This window comes from Streptomyces sp. STR69 (assembly GCF_024519455.1).
Taxonomy (GTDB): domain Bacteria; phylum Actinomycetota; class Actinomycetes; order Streptomycetales; family Streptomycetaceae; genus Streptomyces.
In genome coordinates, this window is record NZ_JALJRY010000001.1 from 443322 (window position 1) to 460442 (window position 17121).

The following is a 17121-nucleotide window of genomic DNA, read 5'->3' on the forward strand; positions in this document are numbered from 1 at the left end:
CCGAGGGAGCTGGATGCCGGGTATGGCCGATATTCAGGGATCGTACGACGACCTGTTCGACGCGGTACCCCGTGCGCTGGCCGGAATGCTGGACGCCGGGGACGCGGGGGCCTCGGTCGCGGTGTTCGTGGACGGTGAGCCGGTGGTGGACGTGTGGGGCGGGTTCGCCGACGCGGACCGCACCGGCCCGTGGCAGCGGGACACGATCACCAATGTCTGGTCCGTCACCAAGACCATGACGGCGCTGTGCGCGCTGATCCTGGCCGACCGCGGCGAACTCGACCCGGACGCGCCGGTCGGCCGTTACTGGCCGGAGTTCGCCGCGGCGGGCAAGGAGAAGGCGCTGGTACGGCACCTGCTCTCGCACACGGCGGGGCTGCCCGACTGGGACGGGCCGGTCGAGGAGCTGTACGACTGGACGTCCGCCACGGCACGGCCGGCCGCGCTGGCTCCGCAGTGGGAACCGGGCACTGCGGCCGGATACCACTCCCTCACGCAGGGGTTCCTGGTGGGCGAGGTCGTGCGCCGGATCACCGGCCGCAGCGTGGGCGAGTTCATCGCGGCGGAGGTGGCCGGACCGCTGGGCGCGGACTTCCGCATCGGGCTGCCCGCCGAGCACGACCACCGGGTGGCGCTCGCGGTCCCGCCGCCGTCCCGGGACGAGGACTACGCGGCGAGCGCGCCCGGCGACTCCTCGTCCGCCACCTCGGCCACCCCGATACGGCTGCGGGACGGCAACAGTGTGGCCTGGCGGCGTGCGCAGATCCCCGCGGCGAGTGGGTTCGGCAACGCCCGCTCGGTCGCGCTCGTGCAGTCGGTGCTGGCCTGTGGCGGGGCGGTGGGCGGGGTGCGGCTGCTGTCGCGGGCGGGTTGTGACCGTGCGCGGGAGGAGCAGTTCGCGGGCGAGGACCGCAGGCTGGGCATGCCGGTCCGGTGGGGCCTGGGCTACGGCTTGTTCGGCGGTGCCTTCGGGTGGGGCGGCTGGGGCGGCTCGCTCGTCGTGATCGATCCCGAGGGCCGGATGGCGGTGGCGTACGTGACCGATCAGATGTGCGACCCGGCGGACGACACCCGGGGGATGGAGCTGGTGGCGGCGGCCTACGACGGACTCAAGGGGCTGCGGGCCTGAGCATCGACCGCGCTTCTGCGAAGCGGCGGCCGAATACGTTGAGGACGAGCCGCATCCCGGCGATCGGGGCTACCGCAGGAAGTACCTCTCGATCTGGTCGGAGACCGAGAAGTCCTCGGCACAGTCCGGACAGGTCGTGCGGCCGAAGAGGCGGGTCAGATGGTCGGCGGCCATGGACTGGCCCGCCGCGACGGCCATGCCGTGGAGGCGGGACGCGGGCGGGGGCAACTCGGCCGGTACCGCCGGAGTTACCCCGGTCAGGGTCGGGCCCCTGCGGTTGACGCGGATTATTCGTCGCTGTGGGTCGCGGCGGCGCGTGCCCGAGTCGCTGCCGTACACGTCGATCTCCAGGCTCTGCGAGCAGGACGGGCACTCCACGTCGTGAGAAGCGGGCAGCAGGCGCTCGCTCCACACGCGCTCCCCCTCGAAGGCGAGCAGGCACTCCAGCGGATAGAGGTAGGTGTGGTCGTCGGCCTCGAGGGCGTCGGCCGTCAAGCGGTGGAGGGTCGACCGGCGCAGCTCGTCCAACTCGGCGGCGTAGTGCGCCCGGACGTACCCCCGCTCGTGCAGCTGTTCCTCCTTGGCGACGATGGCGCCGGCCAGCGAGATCGCGTGCCGGTGATCACCTGGCCTGCGCCCCGTGGCAAGGTCCGTCAGAGCGGGCAGGGCGGCGAAGCTGGCCGGGTACACCGTGCCCTGGTGGTAGAGGCTGGACCACAGCTCCTCCCATGCCCAGTCGGCCGACTCCGGGTCGCCCACCGCCTCGAAGAGCTCCGGAAGGCCGGCCGCGGAGCCATAGGCGTGGGTCAGTCGTGACCAGTCCGTCTCCATGCGCGCCATCATTTCAAAAGAGTGTGACAGGGCCGCGCCGAACGGGATTTGATGCGCTGGTGAACGAGCCGAGCGAGCCCACCGGGCCCAGCACCTTTCTGATCGGCGGGGGATGGGGCACCCCTGTCGTCTACGAACCCTTCCTGCGCGCCGCAGGCGGCTCCACCCGCTCGGCACCCCGTATCGGCTGCGTGATCGTCGACGAGGGCGAGGGCGACGGGGACCGTCAATTCGCGCGCTACGACGCCGTGTTGAGGGCCGCCGCCGACTGCACACCCGTACCGTCGCTCGTGCCGATCGGCGGGCGCTTCGACCTCGGCGCGGCCTCGGACGTCGACGGGCTGCTGGTGTGCGGCGGGCTGACCCCCGCCTACCAGGACGCCTTCGCCGGCTGTCTCGACCTGTTGCCCGGCCTGCTCGCCGAACGACGTGTCCCGTACGCCGGGTTCTCCGCCGGAGCCGCCCTCGCGGCGCGGTCGGCCGTCGTCGGGGGCTGGTTGCTCGACGGCGTTCCGGTGTGCCCGGAGGACACGGCCGAGGACCTCGAAGAGATCGCCGTACGGCCGGGGTTGGGGCTTGTGCCCTTCGCCGTGGACGTGCACGCGGCGCAGTGGGGGACGTTGCCGCGGCTGATCGCCGCCGTCACCCGTCATCGGCTCCCGCACGGCGTCGCCGTCGACGAGAGCACGCTGGTCGAGGTGGCGGCGGACGGTCGTGCGCATGTCTCCGGGCTGGGGCGCGCGCACTCGGTGCGGCCCGCCCCGGACGACGGCGGTGCGCTCGTACGGTCCTATGGAGCCGGCGAGTCGTTTCTCACGCGCTGAGCCCCCTGGCCGACCCGCTCCGACGGCAAGTTAAGGTAAGCCTTACCTGGCCAGTTTTGATCGGAGAGACAGTGACAGTGCGTGCGTTCAAGAGGAAGGCTGTCACGGCGGTGGCCGCAGTGACCGTCGTCGGAGGGTTGCTGGCCGGGTGCTCGTCCTCCGCCGCCGACAACGATGCCGAGAAGACCGGCGAGGGCTCGCAGAACAAGGTGATCGGCGCCTCGGAGGGCCCGTCCGCCGCACCGAGCACCCTCGCGACCGGTATGGGCGCGGACACCGACACCGACGGGACCTTCCCCCGGACCGTCACGCACTTCGAGGGCAGGACGACGATCAAGGCGAAGCCCACGAAGATCGCCGTGCTGAGCACCGGGCAGCTCGACGACCTGCTCTCCCTGGGAACCGTCCCGGCGGTCACCACCCGCGCCGACAACGCCGGGCTCGTCCCCGACTACCTCGCGGACGCCTTCCCGGCCGACAAGTCGAAGCTCGCCGCGATGACGGACGCGGGCACGCGCCAGGCGCCCAACCTGGAGACGCTGGCCGCCGCCAAGCCCGACCTGATCCTCGCCAACGACTCGCTCGGCGACCTCTACCCCAAGCTGTCGAAGATCGCGCCGACCGTCATCACGGCCGGCAACGGCATCAACTGGAAGCGCGACCTGCTGCTCGTCGGCGACGCGATCGGCAAGGGGCAGCAGGCGCAGCAGCTGCTGGACGGGATCGTCGAGGACGCGCACGAGAAGGGGGAGGCGCTGTCGAAGACCTCCGTGTCGATGCTGCGGTTCACGCCCGGCCGGACCCGGATGTTCGGTGTCTCGTCCTTCACCGGTTCCATCGCCGTCGACATGGGGCTGGACCGGCCCAAGTCGCAGCAGTTCAAGGCGATTTCGCAGGACATCGGCTCGGAGAGCATCGACTCGGCCGACGGTGACTGGATCTTCTACTCGGTGCAGGGCGACGCGGGCAGGACCGACGCGGCGAGCGTCCTTGCCGGGCCGCTGTGGAAGTCGATGAAGGCGGTCGGGGCCGGGCACGCGGTGAAGGTCGACGACGACCCCTGGTACCTCAACGCGGGCCCCACCGCCGCCCGCCTCGTCGTCCTCCAACTCGCCGAGGACATCAGCAAGTAGAGACGAGCAGAGACAAGCAGAGAGACGGGCAGCGGAAGAGAAGTGAGCCTCAAACGCCTCGCCTGGCCGGCGGCCACCCTCGCGGTGGCCGCCGCCGTGCTGCTCAGCCTCGCCGTCGGCACCCGCCCGGTCCCGCCGTCCGCCGTGCTCAACGCCCTTCTCCACGGCGGGAGTTCACCGGACGCCCTGGTCGTACGGTCGCTGCGGCTGCCCCGCACCGAGATCGGACTGACGGCGGGCGCGGCGCTCGGTGCGGCGGGCGCGGCACTCCAGGCCGTCACCCGCAACCCGCTCGCCGACCCGGGCATCCTCGGTCTGAGCCAGGGCGCGGCGGCCGGTGTCGTCCTCGCCATCGCGACCGGCCTCGCGAGCGGTTTCGAGGGGTACGTCTGGTACGCCTTCGCCGGTGCCGTCCTCGCCGCCTGTCTGGTCTACGGCATCGCCGCACGCGGACGCGGTGGCGCGTCCCCGGTCAAACTCGCCCTCGCCGGTACGGCGTTGTCCGCGATGACCGCCGGTGGTACGACCGTCGTCCTGACCTCCAGCTCGGCGACCCTGGACCAGTTCCGGTTCTGGCAGGTCGGCTCGCTGAGCGGGCGGGACGCCGACACCGTCGTACGGATGCTGCCGTTCCTGGTGGCGGGCGTGGTGCTGGTGCTGGCTTGTGCGCGGGGGCTGGACGCGCTGGCGCTCGGGGACGAGACGGCGCGGGCACTGGGGCATCGGGTGGGGGTGGTACGGGTGGGTACGGCGCTCGGGGCGACTCTGCTGGTGGCGTCGGCGGTGGCCGCGGCCGGTCCGATCGCGTTCGTCGGGCTCGCCGTCCCGCATCTGGCCCGCCGGCTCACCTCGGGCGGTCATCGCAGTCTGCTTCCGCTGTCCGCGCTGCTCGGTGCGGCACTGCTGGTCGCGGCGGACGCGGCGGGCCGGGTGGTGCGGGCACCGGCGGAGGTGCCGGCCGGAGTGATGACAGCGTTGGTGGGGGTACCGGTACTGGTGGTGCTGGTGCGGCGCCGGGGAACCGCCCTGTGAGCACCACCGGCGTCACCGTCCTGCGCCCCCGCCCTTCCATCTCCCTTGTCCTGCACCGCCGTTCGGCCGTGGTCGCCGTAACTCTCCTGCTTCTGCTGGCCGTTGCGATGACCGCTGCCGCCTGCTGCGGGCAGACCTACGTCCCGCCCGCCGAGGTGTGGCACACGCTCCGCGCCGGTTCGGGTCAATACGACCTCGTCGTCAACGAGTTGCGGGTCCCCCGGATCGTGCTCGGCGCGCTGGTCGGAGCCGCCCTGGGCCTCGCCGGAGCGCTCGTGCAGACCGTCACCCGCAATCCACTCGCCAGCCCGGACGTGATCGGGGTCGGGCACGGCGCCGCCGCCGCGACGGTGCTCGCGCTGTCCACCGGGCTGGTCGCCTCGCCCGGTGCGATGCCCGTCGTCTCCGTGGTGGGCGGACTCGCCGCCGCCGCGCTCGTGTATGTGCTGGCGTGGCGGCACGGGATGCAGCCAAGTCGGTTCGTGCTGACCGGTGTTGGTATCGGGGTCGCGCTGTCGGCCGTCGTACAGCTGTATCTCGCGGACAGCGAGCTGGAGGCCGCCGAGCAGGTCAAGCTGTGGCTGACCGGCTCGCTGAACGGGCGCGGCTGGGAGCAGGCGGGGCCGCTGGCCGTCGTACTGCTGCTGTGTCTGCCCGCGCTGGTGTGGGCGAGCCGGGCCGTACGGCCGCTCGGGCTCGACGCCGATACGGCGGCCTCGCTCGGGGTGCGGGTGGACCGGACGCGGCTCGCGCTGACCGTGCTCGGGGTGGTGCTGGCGGCGACGGCGACGGGTGCGGCCGGGCCGATCGGGTTTGTCGCGCTCACCGCGCCACAGTTGGCCCGTCGGCTCACGCGTACGCCTCAACTGCCGCTGGTCTGCTCCGCGTTGACTGGTGCGGTGATCCTGGTGACCGCCGACCTCGCCGCTCGCACGGTGCTGCCTCCGCTGGAGGTTCCGGTGGGGGCGCTCACCTCGTTGGTCGGGGGGCCGTATCTGTTGTGGCTGTTGGGGCGGAACAAGGTGGGGGGCTGAGGGTCGTCGGCGGGTGCGGGTGCGTCGTGGTTGCTCGCGCAGTTCCCCGCGCCCCTAAAATCTGGGCCCGAGTCAAGAAGGGGCGCGGGGACTGCGCGACCAGCCCCCACGCGCCCGCACTCGACAGCGCACCGGGTTCCGGAACAGTGCGGCTCCGGGACCCGGCTGAAGCGACGCCGTCAGATCGTGGCGGTGTCGATCACGAAGCGGTACCGGACGTCACTCGACAGCACCCGCTCGTACGCCTCGTTGATCTGGTCCGCGGAGATCAGCTCGATCTCGGCGCCGAAGCCGTGCTCGGCGCAGAAGTCCAGCATCTCCTGGGTCTCCTGGATGCCGCCGATACCGGAGCCGGCGAGGGTCTTGCGACCGCCGATCACGGAGAACAGGTTGAGGGAGACGGGCTCCTCGGGGGCGCCCACGTTGACCAGCGCGCCGTCCGTCTTCAGCAGCGAGAGGTACGCGCCGAGGTCGAGCGGGGCCGACACGGTGGAGATGATCAGGTCGAGGGTGCCGCGCAGCTCCTCGAAGGTCTTCGGGTCGCTGGTCGCGTAGTAGTGGTCGGCGCCGAGCTTCAGGCCGTCCTCCTGCTTGCGCAGGGACTGCGAGAGCACGGTGACCTCCGCGCCGAGCGCGTGCGCGATCTTGACGCCCATGTGACCGAGGCCGCCCATACCGACGATCGCGACCTTCTTGCCGGGGCCGGCGTTCCAGTGCTTCAGCGGGGAGTACAGGGTGATGCCGGCGCAGAGCAGTGGGGCGGCCACGTCGAGGGAGATGCCCTCGGGGATGCCGAGGACGAAGCTCTCGTCGACGACGATCTTCTCGGCGTAACCGCCGTAGGTGGGCTCGCCGTCCTTGCCGACGGCGTTGTACGTGCCGACGTTGCCGCCGGTGCAGTACTGCTCCAGGCCGGCCTTGCAGTTGTCGCACTCGCGGCAGGAGTCGACCATGCAGCCGACGCCCACCCGGTCGCCGACCCGGAACTTGGTGACCCCGGGGCCGACCTCGGAGACGATGCCGGCGATCTCGTGGCCGGGCACCATCGGGAAGATGGCCTCGCCCCAGCCCTCGCGGGCCTGGTGGATGTCCGAGTGGCAGATACCGGCGAACTTGATGTCGATCAGGACGTCGAACTCGCGGACCGCCCGGCGCTCGATCGTGGTGCGCTCCAGGGGAGCCTTGGCGGCGGGGGCTGCGTATGCGGCGACTGTGGTGGTCATGCCGGAACACTCCTAGGGGGATGTGCGCCCGGCTGCCTTCCGGCCGGGCACGCTGAACAGCCTGCCCGAAAGGCAGAGGGCTACCCAGGTCACGGTTCAGCGTACGTCCGCTGTGCCTACCACCAGCGAGGTCAGGCTCATGGACGTACGACCGGGAATACTGGAGGGCATGGACGAACAGCCCGAATCCGCCACCGAGCCCCCGGACCCCGGTCGGCCGCTGGACCGGCGTGCCGAGCTCAGCGAGTTCCTGCGCACCCGGCGAGCCCGGCTGAAGCCGGAGGACGTCGGCCTGCCGGACTTCGGGCGGCACCGCAGGGTGCCCGGGCTGCGGCGCGAGGAGCTGGCTCAGCTGGCCGGGGTGTCGGTGGCGTACTACACGCGCCTCGAACAGGGCAACGGGCGGAACGTGTCGGCGGAGGTCCTCGAAGCGATCGCCCGCGCGCTGCGCCTCTCGGACGCCGAGTCCTCGCACCTCACCCACCTGGCGAAGCCGAAGCAGCACAAGAAGAAGTCGTCGGCCCCGGCCCAGCACGTGCGCGGGCCGCTACGGCAGCTGCTCGACACGATCGACACGGTCCCGGCGTACATCACGGGCCGCCGCACGGACATCCTGGTGTGGAACCGGATGGCCGCGGCCGTCTTCGGCGACTGGTCGGAGCTGCCGCCGCAGGAGCGGAACTGGGCGCGGCTGGTGTTCCTGCGGCCCGAGTACCGGGACCTGTTCGTGGAGTGGGAGCAGAAGGCGGTGGACATCGTCAGCATGCTGCGGATGGACGCGGGCTGCCATCCGGACGACCCGCGGCTGTCCGCGCTGGTGGGCGAACTCTCCGTGAAGAGCGAGGAGTTCAGGCGCCTGTGGGCGACCCACGACGTCAAGGAGAAGACCTACGGCGCCAAGCGCCTCCACCATCCGCTGGTCGGTGACCTCACCCTGCACTTCGAGGGTTTCCGCCTGGCGGACGGCTCCGACCAGATCCTGGTCACCTATCACGCGGAACCGGGCTCCCCGTCCGCCGACGCCCTCCGCCTGCTGGCGAGTTGGGGCACGGACGCGACCCGCGCGGGCGCCGCATCGGCCGACCGTCCCGGTCTCACTCCGTGACACCGGGGTGTGCCCCTGCGGCACCCCCGGTACGGCGATGTCACCCCTGGTACGGCGGCATCGATCCCCAACTCCACTGCGGCACCGGCTGTTCAGCCGGTGGCTGGGCGTCCGGACCGGAGAAGTACACGGCCAGCCGCGTGCCCCACTCCACGTACGCGACGAACGCCGAGCGGAACTCCGCGTCCGTCGGCAGGCCCGCGTCGTCCGCCGCGTCCTGGACGAGATTGACCCAACGGCGGCGCTGGGGCTCGGTGATGTGCTTGCCGAAGTGTTTGGCGACCATGTGGCCGTGGCCGCCCTGGGTCTCGGAGTAGGCCGCCGGGCCGCCGAAGACCTCGGCCAGCCAGAGGGCGACGTGTGCGGCGTGCGCGGGCGCCAGGTCGGCGAAGAGAGGGGCGAGGAGGTCGTCCTTGAGCACCTTGTCGTAGAAGACCTCGGTCAGCCGGGAGAAGGCCTCGGTGCCGCCCGCCCAGTCGTACAGGGTGGGGACGGCGGACCCGTCGCCCCGCACGTCGGTCGGCCGGTAGTGGCGCATCTCCTCGATGTCCTGCACGTACGGACCGATCTCGGCGAGGAACGGCGGGAACAGCTCCGACCTGCGGAAACCCTCCAGATGCGCCTCGGTCGACGTCCACGTGATGCGGAGCACGAAGTGCTCCGGGTCCTCCTCGCAGCGGGTCAGTTCGTACGCCACGCACTGTGGGGACGCGGCCAGCTGACGTGCGGCACGGGTGTAGGCGGCCAGGAACTCCGCCGACCGCTGCTCGGGGATGCGGTACCGGATGTACTCGACGGTCTGGGCTGTCATGGGGCCACAGAAACACGAATGGCCCGCCGGAAGCTGCACTTCCGGCGGACCGTTCGCTGTCGGCCTACTCAGGTACTAGCGGCTCACTTGGCGTAGTACGCGTTGTAGATCGAGATCGTCGACTTGTTGCCCTTCTTGTCGGCGATCTTGGCGTGGAAGGAGATGGCCTTGCCCTTGGCCGGGTTGGTGACGGTGATCTTGCCGTTGACCACCGTCAGCTTCTTCCAGGTCTGGCCGTAGTCGTACGACACCCACACGCCGAGCGACTTGAGGTTGCGGCCGGCCGCCGCGCCCTCGACGGTGACCGGGAAGGTCACCTTCTTGCCTGCCTCGACGCGGTTGTCCGGGCCTGTGACCGCGTGGAACCGGGCCGTGGAGACCGGGAGTTGGGCGACGGCGGAACCGGACGGCTTCTTCGAGGAGAACGTCCAGCTCGCGTCGATCCGGGTGGAGGCGGCGGCGACCTTGACGCTGCGGATGACCGAAGTGGTCAGCCTGTAGGCCGCGTTGGCGGCCGGGACCTTGAACGTGGCCCCGCCCATCAGCGGGTCCTTGTTGGAGCCGACCTTGGTGCCGTTGCGGTACAGGGTCGTGTTGACCGAGGTGAACGTCGACGAACCCGGGTTGCCCTGGGAGTCGGCGAACAGCGGCAGCAGCCCGGCGATGTCGTTGCCGCTGCGGAACACGCCGTAGTCGGCGGTGAGATGGGGGCCGAAGACCGCCGTGTTGAAGGTCTTGGAGTAGGTCCGGCCGGCCCTGAAGGTCTGCAGGTCGTTCAGTGTGTAGTAGGCCTCCGGGATCGGGAAGCCCTCCGCGTCGAGCCCGCCGTCCTGCTCGAACTCCAGCCCCCACTGCACCCCGTTGACGGTGGAGACGTGCAGGGTGCGGGTGCCGGGCAGCTTCTGCTGAACGCCGATGGCGGAGCCGCCGAAGCTGTCGGGCAGGTAGCCGAAGGCGCTGAGCACACCGGTCTTGCCGCTCGCTCCGGCACCCATGTGGGCCTTCACCGTGGCGAGTTCACTCGCCTTGTAGTGCTTGGTGTAGCCGGTCGCGAGCTGCTTGACCCTGGCCGCGGTCGTGGTGTCGTACTGCTCGTCGGTGCCCTTGACGAAGTGGGCGTCCCACTGCTCGGACAGCGAACCGTCGGTGACCTGCGGACCGAGGTGCGCGGTACGGAAGTTGTCGTACGTCGCCAGGAGCCAGCCGAAGGAGGTGCCGCTCCCGTCCGGCGTCGTGATCGAGTAGGCGGGCGACGCGAAGGCCGACTTGGCACCGGCGTCCGGCACCGTGATGTCGACCGGCCTGGCCGTACGGGCGTCGATCGTGACGGTGGTGTCCTTGGCGATGTTCAGCTTGGGCCGGGCGAGCCAGTCGGCTCCCTTGGCCGGGTCCTCCGGGTCGACGAAGATCCCGGTGTCCAGTACGTAACCACCCTTGGGGACACGGACCTTGACGGTGCCCGAGGCGTCGTACGGGCTGAAGAACTCGCCGTTGCCGAGGCCGGAGAGGCCCGCCACCGAGGCGTCGTAGTACGCGGCCGGGGCGCCGTCACGGCCGATGAACTTCAACGTGAGGTCGTACGACTGCACTTCGCGCACGACGGCCGCGGCCGTACGGACGCTCTGTCCGCCGCCCGTCGCCGTCACATACGCGGAGTAGGCGCCGTCGAGCGTGCCGCCGAGCTTGGTGTTGACGGTCAGGGCGACCGAGGCCCTGCCGCCGGCCGGGACGGTCACCTTCGTGGCGCCCAGCTTGAAGAAGCCGGCAGGGGCCGTGTGGCCCTTGGGGTCGGTGGCCGCCGCCGTGAGGCTGAGGGTGACGTCCTTGGTGCCGAGGTTGCGGTAGGTGAGCTGCTTGGTGACCGGGGTGTCGTCGGTGTGCGGCCACTGCTGGATGCCGAAGCTCTCCGAGACCGGGTCGGCGATCACGGTCTGCTTGATGGCCCTGTCGACGGCGATACGGCCCGAACCCTGCTCGAACGGCGTGTACTTGCCGCCCTTCGCGGACCCGGTCAGCGCGCCCTTCAGCTCGGCGTAGCCCCACGTGGGGTGCTCCTGCTTGAGGAGGGCGGCGGCGCCCGCGACATGCGGGGTCGCCATCGACGTGCCCGAAAGGGTCAGGTAGCCGGGCGGGTTCTCGCCGACCTCCTGGTCGATGAGGCTGCCGGGGGCCGCGGCTGCCGTGATGTCGACGCCGGGCGCGGTGACGTCCGGCTTGATGGCGCCGTCGCCGAGGCGCGGGCCGGTGGAGGAGAAGTCGGCGAGCTTGTCGTTGCCGTCGACGGCGCCGACGGTGATGGCCGCGTCCGCGCTGCCGGGCGAACCGATCGACTCCGGGCCCTCGTTGCCCGCCGCGATGGCGAAGAGGATGCCCTTCTCGGCGGAGAGCTTGTCGACCTCCGCCTCCAACGGGTCGATGCCCGGGGTGTCCTGGCCGCCGAGGCTCAAGTTGACGATGTCGGCGCCCTGTTGGGCCGCCCACTCCATGCCGGCGAGGATGCCCGAGTCGTCACCGGAGCCGCTGTCGTCGAGGACCTTGCCGCTGAGGATCTTCGCGCCGGGTGCGACGCCCTTGTACTTGCCGTGCGACCGCGCGCCGGTGCCCGCCGCGATGGACGCGACATGCGTGCCGTGCCCGACGCGGTCCTTCGTGTCGGCGGCGGTGGAGAAGTTCTTGGCCTCGATGACCTGGTTCTTCAGGTCCGGGTGGTCGGCGTCGACTCCGGTGTCCAGTACGGCGATCTTGACGCCCTTGCCGGTGTAGCCGGCCGCCCACGCCTTGGGGGCGCCGATCTGCGGCACCGACTTGTCGAGGGCGGCCCTGCGGACGCTGTCGAGCCAGATGTGCGCGATGCCGGAGGCCGTCCTGTCGCCGTTGGTGACGGCGTCCCACAGCTCGTGGGCGTCCTGCTGCGGGGTCTGGACGGCGTCGGCGTTCAGGGTCTTCAGGGACCGGCGCAGCGTGCCCGCGTCGCGGACGTCGGCCCTGGTGGCGGTCGCGGCGCCCTGGTAGCCGACGATGACCTTCAGGCCGGCCTTCTGGGAGGCGCGCTCGGCGGACTTGTCGAGTTCGGTGATGTCGAAGAGCCGCTGGTCGAGCTTGCCGGTCGCGACCAGGCGGGCCGCGTCGGCGGGTACGACGAGCGTGTGCCCGGCGATCTTCCGGACCTGAACGGGTATGTGCTGACGGCCCTTTGCCGGCTGGAGGCCCACGACCCGGCCCTTGGCGTCGACGGTGACGCGGTCGCCGGTGATCAGGGTGAGGTGGTGCTCGCCGGCCAGCCGGGCCTGCGCGGCACCGGCAGTACGCAGCGCGGAGCCGGTCGCGCTCCGCGCGCTCTGCTCGGGCTTCGCCGACGCCGGGCTGGTCATGCCGGCAGCGAGGGCGACGGCTGCGGCCGTGGCGATCCCGGCCGCGCACGCTCTCTTCACTTGTCTGCGCAAAACTCCCCCTGGAGCTCAGGTAGCGGGCGAATTTCCCCATTCGCCCGGCCGGGGGAAAGTTCGCACACCTGCGCGTACACCCCCCGGAACACGCAGTATGCCGAGGGGTGATCAACCGCTCAAGAGATGAGAGGAGGGTGAGAAAGCACAGCCGCGGAATGTTACGAGCCCGCGTGAACTCCGTTACCCAGTCGCCGGGTTCAGCCCGCGAGAACTCCGCTAAGGAGTCTCCCGCTCCGAACTCCCTTGCACAGCACAGGAGTTACTTGGACGCCGCGTTCTCCTTCACTGTGATCTTCCCCTTGCGGATGGTGGCGAGACGCGGCGCCTTCTTCGCGATGGCGGAGTCGTGGGTGACCATGATGAAGGTCAGCCCGTGCTCCTTCCACATGCGCTCCAGTACGTCCATGATCTCGTCGCGCATCGACTCGTCGAGGTTGCCGGTCGGCTCGTCGGCGAGCAGCACCTTGGGCTGCTTGACGAGCGCGCGGGCGATGGCGACACGCTGCTGCTGTCCTCCGGACATCTCGCCGGGGAGGTGGCCGAGGCGTTCCCCGAGCCCGACCGACACCAGCGCGTCGGCGGCCCGCTGGCGCCGCTCCTTCGTCTTCACGCCCAGCGGTACGAGGGCGGTCTCGACGTTCTCCTGCGCGGTGAGCGTCGGGATCAGGTTGAAGGACTGGAACACGAAGCCGATGTTCTCGCTGCGGACCTTGGTGAGCTTGGCCTCGGACAGTTTCGCCAAGTCGACGCCGTCCAGGACGATTTCGCCCGCGGTGGGGCGGTCGAGGGCGCCGATCATCTGGAGCAGGGTGGACTTGCCGCCGCCGGTCGGCCCTTGGATGACCAGGCGGTCGCCGTCGCCGATGGTGAGGTCGATGCCGTCCAGGGCGTGGACGGTTTCCTTGCCGCGCGAGTAGAGCTTGGTGACGCCTCTGAGTTCATACATGGAACAACTCCTGGAGAAGTAAAGGGGGTTGGGGCCCGTCGTGGGACGGGCCCCGTTGCGCCGATTTCGTCTGCGGCGCCGTCGTGGCTGGTCGCGCAGTTCCCCGCGCCCCTTCGGGGCCCGGCAGGAACCGCTTCCGGCTACTCGACGCGCCGCAGGGCGTCCGCCGGGCGCAGGCGGGAGGCACGCCAGCCGCCGAAGGCGCCGGCGATCAGGCCGCCGGCGACGGCGAGGCCGACCGCGAGGCCGATGGTGGTGGCGTTGACGGGCGCGGTGAGCGCGACGTCGAGCGTCTTGGCAGCGGCCTGCCGGCCGGGACCGCCGAAGCCGCCACCACCGGGGCCGCCCGCCCGGGCGCCGCCACCGGCCGAGTTGCCGAGGGAGGCGGACAGGGTGGGACTGATCGCGGTCACGACGTACGCGCCCGCCAGGCCGAGCGCGATACCGAGGACGCCACCGACCAGACCGTTGACGACGGCCTCGCCGACCACCTGCCGGGTCACCCGGCCCGACTTCCAGCCGAGCGCCTTCAGCGTGCCGAACTCACGCACCCGGCGCGAGACCGCCGAGGAGGTGAGCAGACCGGCGACCAGGAACGCGGCGATCAGGACCGCGATCGACAGCCACTTGCCGACGCTGGTGGCGAGCGAGGAGGCGGTGGACAGCGACCCGGAGACGGTGTCGGCCAGGTCGGCGGAGGTGGTGACCGTCGTACCCGAGACATTGCTCGTGATGGTCTTCTTGACGGCCGAGATCTGCTTGGAGTCGGTCGCCTTGACGTAGATCGTGGTGACCTTGTTCTTGTCACCGCTCAGGGTCTGCGCCTGTGTCAGCGGGATGTACAGGTTGGCCGCGGCGTCACCGCTGGTGGCGGTGGCGATCCCGATGACCTTGTACTTGACGCTCTTGATCGTGACCGTGGACCCGACCTTGAGCTTCTTCTCCTTGGCGTAGGCCGAGTCGGCGACGACGACCTTGGAGTTGGCCTCGGCGGTGGTGAAGGTACGGCCGCTGGTGATCTTCGAGGAGGTCAGCGGGCCGAGCGCGGGCTTGGTGACGTCCGTGCCGTAGACGGTGTACGCGTTGATGTTGAAGTTGGCGCCACCACCGGTGACCGAGCCCTGCGGCGCGCCGGTGCCACCGCCGCGGTTCCCGCCGCCTTCGGTGCCGCTCCCCTGGTTCTGCTGGAACTGGCCGCGGGTGAACTGGCCGTCGACCTTGACGACGTTGAGGCTGAGCCCGCCGACGGCGTCGGACACCCCCTTCTGGCCCGCGACCTTGGTGACGGTGGTGGAGGCCAGCGTCGTGAAGCCCTGGACCATGACGCGGTCACTGCTCTGCGTCTTGCTGTCGTCGTTGTTGTTGGCGTCGAACTGGAACCGCGGCTGCTGCGAGCTGCTCGCGCTGGCCGTGGCCGCCTTGGTGACGGTCATGTCCGTACCGAGTCCGTACAGCGACTGGAGGACCTTGTCCTGCGCCTTCCCCATGCCGGAGGACACGGAGTTGACCACGATGACCAGCGCAATGCCCAGTGCGAGGCCGGAGGCGACGACGAGGGCCGCTTTTCTGCGGCGGCGCAACTCGCGCCTCAGGTAGGTGAAGAACATGGCCCGCAAGCTAGGTACGGCGCGTGATGATGCCATAAGGCCGACATAAGAGAACGATGAGAAGGCTGTCCGTGGGCAAAGAATGAGCATGCGCGGGGCTGTCAACGGGGGTGCGGTGTGGACCGTTTCGCGCCTTTTGGACAGGCGGCCCATGAGCACCGTCGCCCCGGTTCGCGATCGCGAGGGGTGAGGCGGGCGGGAGTGGCCGCCGCGCACCCCTGTACCAGTGGCTTGAGACGTTGGGGCCGGCAGGGTTCGCAGCCATTGGAATATGGTCTCAAGCCACTGATTTTGAGGCTAGTTAATGACTTCGTACTTATCGAAAATAGTCGCCTGGAACTCATCGGGACCAGTGCTGATCTTCGACGAGAACCCGAAAGAGAGCCTGGGGCCGCTGGAGGTGCGCCAGATGGCAATTCCCTGCGGTTCACGGCCCGGCAGGGATGCGCCCGCGGTCGTCGGGAACACCTCGTCGTACGATGCGCCGGTCTCGTTCATATTGAGGCGGACGAGATACGACTTCGGTTCGGGGACGTCGTCCGTGGGCGGGGCGCCGTAGGAGAGGTATGCGTACTGACCGTACGCGGTGATGCCCTGGAAGTCGTCGTCGTCGGTGATGGGGCCGAGTTCGGTGTTGTTCGGGATCGCCCGGTCAAGGAGGAGATCATCGTCGGTGAGCCTGCCGGCGACTGCGTCGTCGAGATTGAAGAGCGCAATGCGCCACGGCCGAGTGTCGGTCAGATTCGCCCGGTAGCGAATCAGCAGCCGGTTCGTGTAGGGGTCGATAGCCGGTCGCGGATAATTCACGAATCTGGATATTGTGGGCGTACGGTCATTGATGGAGGAGGCGCCCCAGGTGAGGTCCCCTCCCTCCACGTATCGAAAGCGGGAAATTCTCTGGCCGCCGCCGGTGGCGGTGTTGACGGCGCCCTCCAGCCACAGATACGGCTCGGCGCCCGCGCTCGTCGGCTCAACACCCATCGACGATGCGTGGCCGAAGCCGTGGATCGCCATCGTGCCCAGGACGTTGCCGGACACATCAGTCTTGTTGATCCAGTTGTCGCCCGTTGTGCTGTGGGGCTTGACCTGTGCGATGTAGATATTCTTGTTGATGTAATCGTAGGCGAAGGACTGCATCGCCCAGTAAGGCTGGTGAAGGGTCTGTCTCAAGACCGGGTCGTCGCCCTTGCCACCGAAGAAGAAGTAGCTGGAGCTGGCTACCGTTGCGCTTGCCGGTGTCGCTGCGAGCAGCGGTAGGCCGACTGTCGTGGCCGCGGCAGTCAGCCCTGCGCCGGTTCTCAAAACCTGACGTCGGGTAATCCCCTGTGATCCGTCGTGCTGAGACGCATTGCCCAAGGCCTATATGCTCCTAGGTATTTGAATACGGCGGAAGCAAAACCTAGCCGGTGGCATGAACTGACGTCCAGAGCTCCTCGCCCTTGGCCTGCTCAACGGCCCCTTCCGGTAGGGCCGTTCAGCTCGCACCACACCGTCTTGCGATCCGCCGCCTGTTCGACGCCCCATCGCAGAGCCAGCGCGTCGAGAAGCGCCATGCCTCTGCCGTGTTCGTCCGTCGCGGTCGCCCGGAGTAGCACAGGCAACGCGCGTGGGTCCGGATCGGTGACCTCGACGCGCGTACGGCCGTCGTCAGTGGCGAGGACTCGGACGGTCACCGGGGTTCCCTCGCCAACGTGGTCGATCACGTTTGTCACCAACTCCGTTGCACAGAGGCGGACGTCGTAGTCGTGGTGGCGAAGGTGGTGGCGAAGTTCCGGTGCGGCCTTGGGAGTTGCGAGCAGGCGGAGTTCGAACGTCATTGTTCCGCCGCCTTGCGGAGGGCGGCGGCGAGTTCGCGGGCGGTGGCGGTGTTGCAGTTCCCGAGCGCGACGAGGCCGGCGGCCAGGATGTCCACGCCGAGGGAGGGGAGCGTGACGCCGTGCAGGGCGAGGGCCTCGCGGAGTTCCTCCACGCAGAGGGTCGTGTCGTAGGGGTCGGGCATG

15 protein-coding genes are annotated in these 17121 nt (G+C 69.8%); 6 read left to right on the forward strand and 9 right to left on the reverse strand.

The genetic code is table 11. The features are described 5' to 3' along the window. Positions 1 to 22 precede the first annotated feature (22 nt). Positions 23 to 1129, forward strand: a complete 1107-nt coding sequence (locus tag OC490_RS02075; RefSeq protein WP_262055995.1) for a serine hydrolase domain-containing protein — start codon at positions 23 to 25, stop codon at positions 1127 to 1129. A 69-nt stretch (positions 1130 to 1198) separates the two neighbouring features. Here the strand turns inward: OC490_RS02075 and OC490_RS02080 are convergent, their stop codons facing one another. Continuing rightward, on the reverse strand, positions 1199 to 1960 hold the full coding sequence (locus OC490_RS02080) for a hypothetical protein (protein ID WP_262055996.1): 762 nt from the start codon (positions 1958 to 1960) through the stop codon (positions 1199 to 1201). A 59-nt stretch (positions 1961 to 2019) separates the two neighbouring features. Here OC490_RS02080 and OC490_RS02085 point away from each other — a divergent pair, with 59 nt between their 5' ends. The 4 genes from OC490_RS02085 (at position 2020) to OC490_RS02100 (ending at position 5983) form a co-directional block, all read left to right on the forward strand. Next, positions 2020 to 2784 carry a hypothetical protein gene (locus OC490_RS02085; RefSeq protein WP_262055997.1) on the forward strand — a complete coding sequence of 255 codons (765 nt, stop codon included), beginning with the start codon at positions 2020 to 2022 and terminating at the stop codon, positions 2782 to 2784. Between the two features lie 110 nt (positions 2785 to 2894). Further along, positions 2895 to 3917 carry an iron-siderophore ABC transporter substrate-binding protein gene (locus tag OC490_RS02090; protein ID WP_262055998.1) on the forward strand — a complete coding sequence of 341 codons (1023 nt, stop codon included), beginning with the start codon at positions 2895 to 2897 and terminating at the stop codon, positions 3915 to 3917. Between the two features lie 42 nt (positions 3918 to 3959). Then, entirely contained in the window at positions 3960 to 4949 is a 990-nt protein-coding gene (locus tag OC490_RS02095; RefSeq protein WP_262055999.1) for a FecCD family ABC transporter permease, read from the forward strand. Continuing rightward, positions 4946 to 5983: a FecCD family ABC transporter permease gene (locus OC490_RS02100; protein ID WP_262056000.1), complete on the forward strand. Its 1038-nt coding sequence runs from the start codon at positions 4946 to 4948 to the stop codon at positions 5981 to 5983. The genes OC490_RS02095 and OC490_RS02100 overlap by 4 nt, the downstream gene beginning before the upstream one ends. Before the next feature lie 179 nt (positions 5984 to 6162). Here OC490_RS02100 and OC490_RS02105 read toward each other — a convergent pair whose 3' ends face one another. After that, positions 6163 to 7206 (reverse strand): NAD(P)-dependent alcohol dehydrogenase, encoded by a 1044-nt coding sequence (locus OC490_RS02105; RefSeq protein ID WP_262056001.1) that lies wholly within the window; start codon positions 7204 to 7206, stop codon positions 6163 to 6165. Positions 7207 to 7375: 169 nt separating this feature from the next. Between OC490_RS02105 and OC490_RS02110 the strand changes: the two genes are divergently transcribed. Continuing rightward, the gene (locus OC490_RS02110) at positions 7376 to 8311 is read left to right on the forward strand and encodes a helix-turn-helix domain-containing protein (RefSeq protein ID WP_262056298.1); all 936 of its coding nucleotides are present in this window, start codon (positions 7376 to 7378) and stop codon (positions 8309 to 8311) included. A 40-nt stretch (positions 8312 to 8351) separates the two neighbouring features. Here the strand turns inward: OC490_RS02110 and OC490_RS02115 are convergent, their stop codons facing one another. The 7 genes from OC490_RS02115 to OC490_RS02145 all read right to left on the reverse strand — a co-directional run bounded on the left by OC490_RS02115 (position 8352) and on the right by OC490_RS02145 (position 17120). Next, positions 8352 to 9122, reverse strand: a complete 771-nt coding sequence (locus tag OC490_RS02115; protein ID WP_262056002.1) for a group II truncated hemoglobin — start codon at positions 9120 to 9122, stop codon at positions 8352 to 8354. An 83-nt stretch (positions 9123 to 9205) separates the two neighbouring features. Continuing rightward, a complete protein-coding gene (locus OC490_RS02120; protein WP_262056003.1) occupies positions 9206 to 12553 on the reverse strand; it encodes a S8 family peptidase in 3348 nt (1115 codons plus the stop codon). 274 nt (positions 12554 to 12827) lie between these two features. Further along, a complete protein-coding gene (locus OC490_RS02125) occupies positions 12828 to 13514 on the reverse strand; it encodes an ABC transporter ATP-binding protein (protein ID WP_262056004.1) in 687 nt (228 codons plus the stop codon). A 140-nt stretch (positions 13515 to 13654) separates the two neighbouring features. Further along, the gene (locus tag OC490_RS02130) at positions 13655 to 15121 is read right to left on the reverse strand and encodes an ABC transporter permease (RefSeq protein ID WP_262056005.1); all 1467 of its coding nucleotides are present in this window, start codon (positions 15119 to 15121) and stop codon (positions 13655 to 13657) included. Positions 15122 to 15418: 297 nt separating this feature from the next. After that, entirely contained in the window at positions 15419 to 16477 is a 1059-nt protein-coding gene (locus tag OC490_RS02135; RefSeq protein WP_262056006.1) for a hypothetical protein, read from the reverse strand. Between the two features lie 92 nt (positions 16478 to 16569). Continuing rightward, entirely contained in the window at positions 16570 to 16938 is a 369-nt protein-coding gene (locus OC490_RS02140; RefSeq protein ID WP_262056007.1) for an ATP-binding protein, read from the reverse strand. Continuing rightward, positions 16935 to 17120: a hypothetical protein gene (locus OC490_RS02145; protein ID WP_262056008.1), complete on the reverse strand. Its 186-nt coding sequence runs from the start codon at positions 17118 to 17120 to the stop codon at positions 16935 to 16937. The genes OC490_RS02140 and OC490_RS02145 overlap by 4 nt, the downstream gene beginning before the upstream one ends. Position 17121 lies beyond the last annotated feature (1 nt).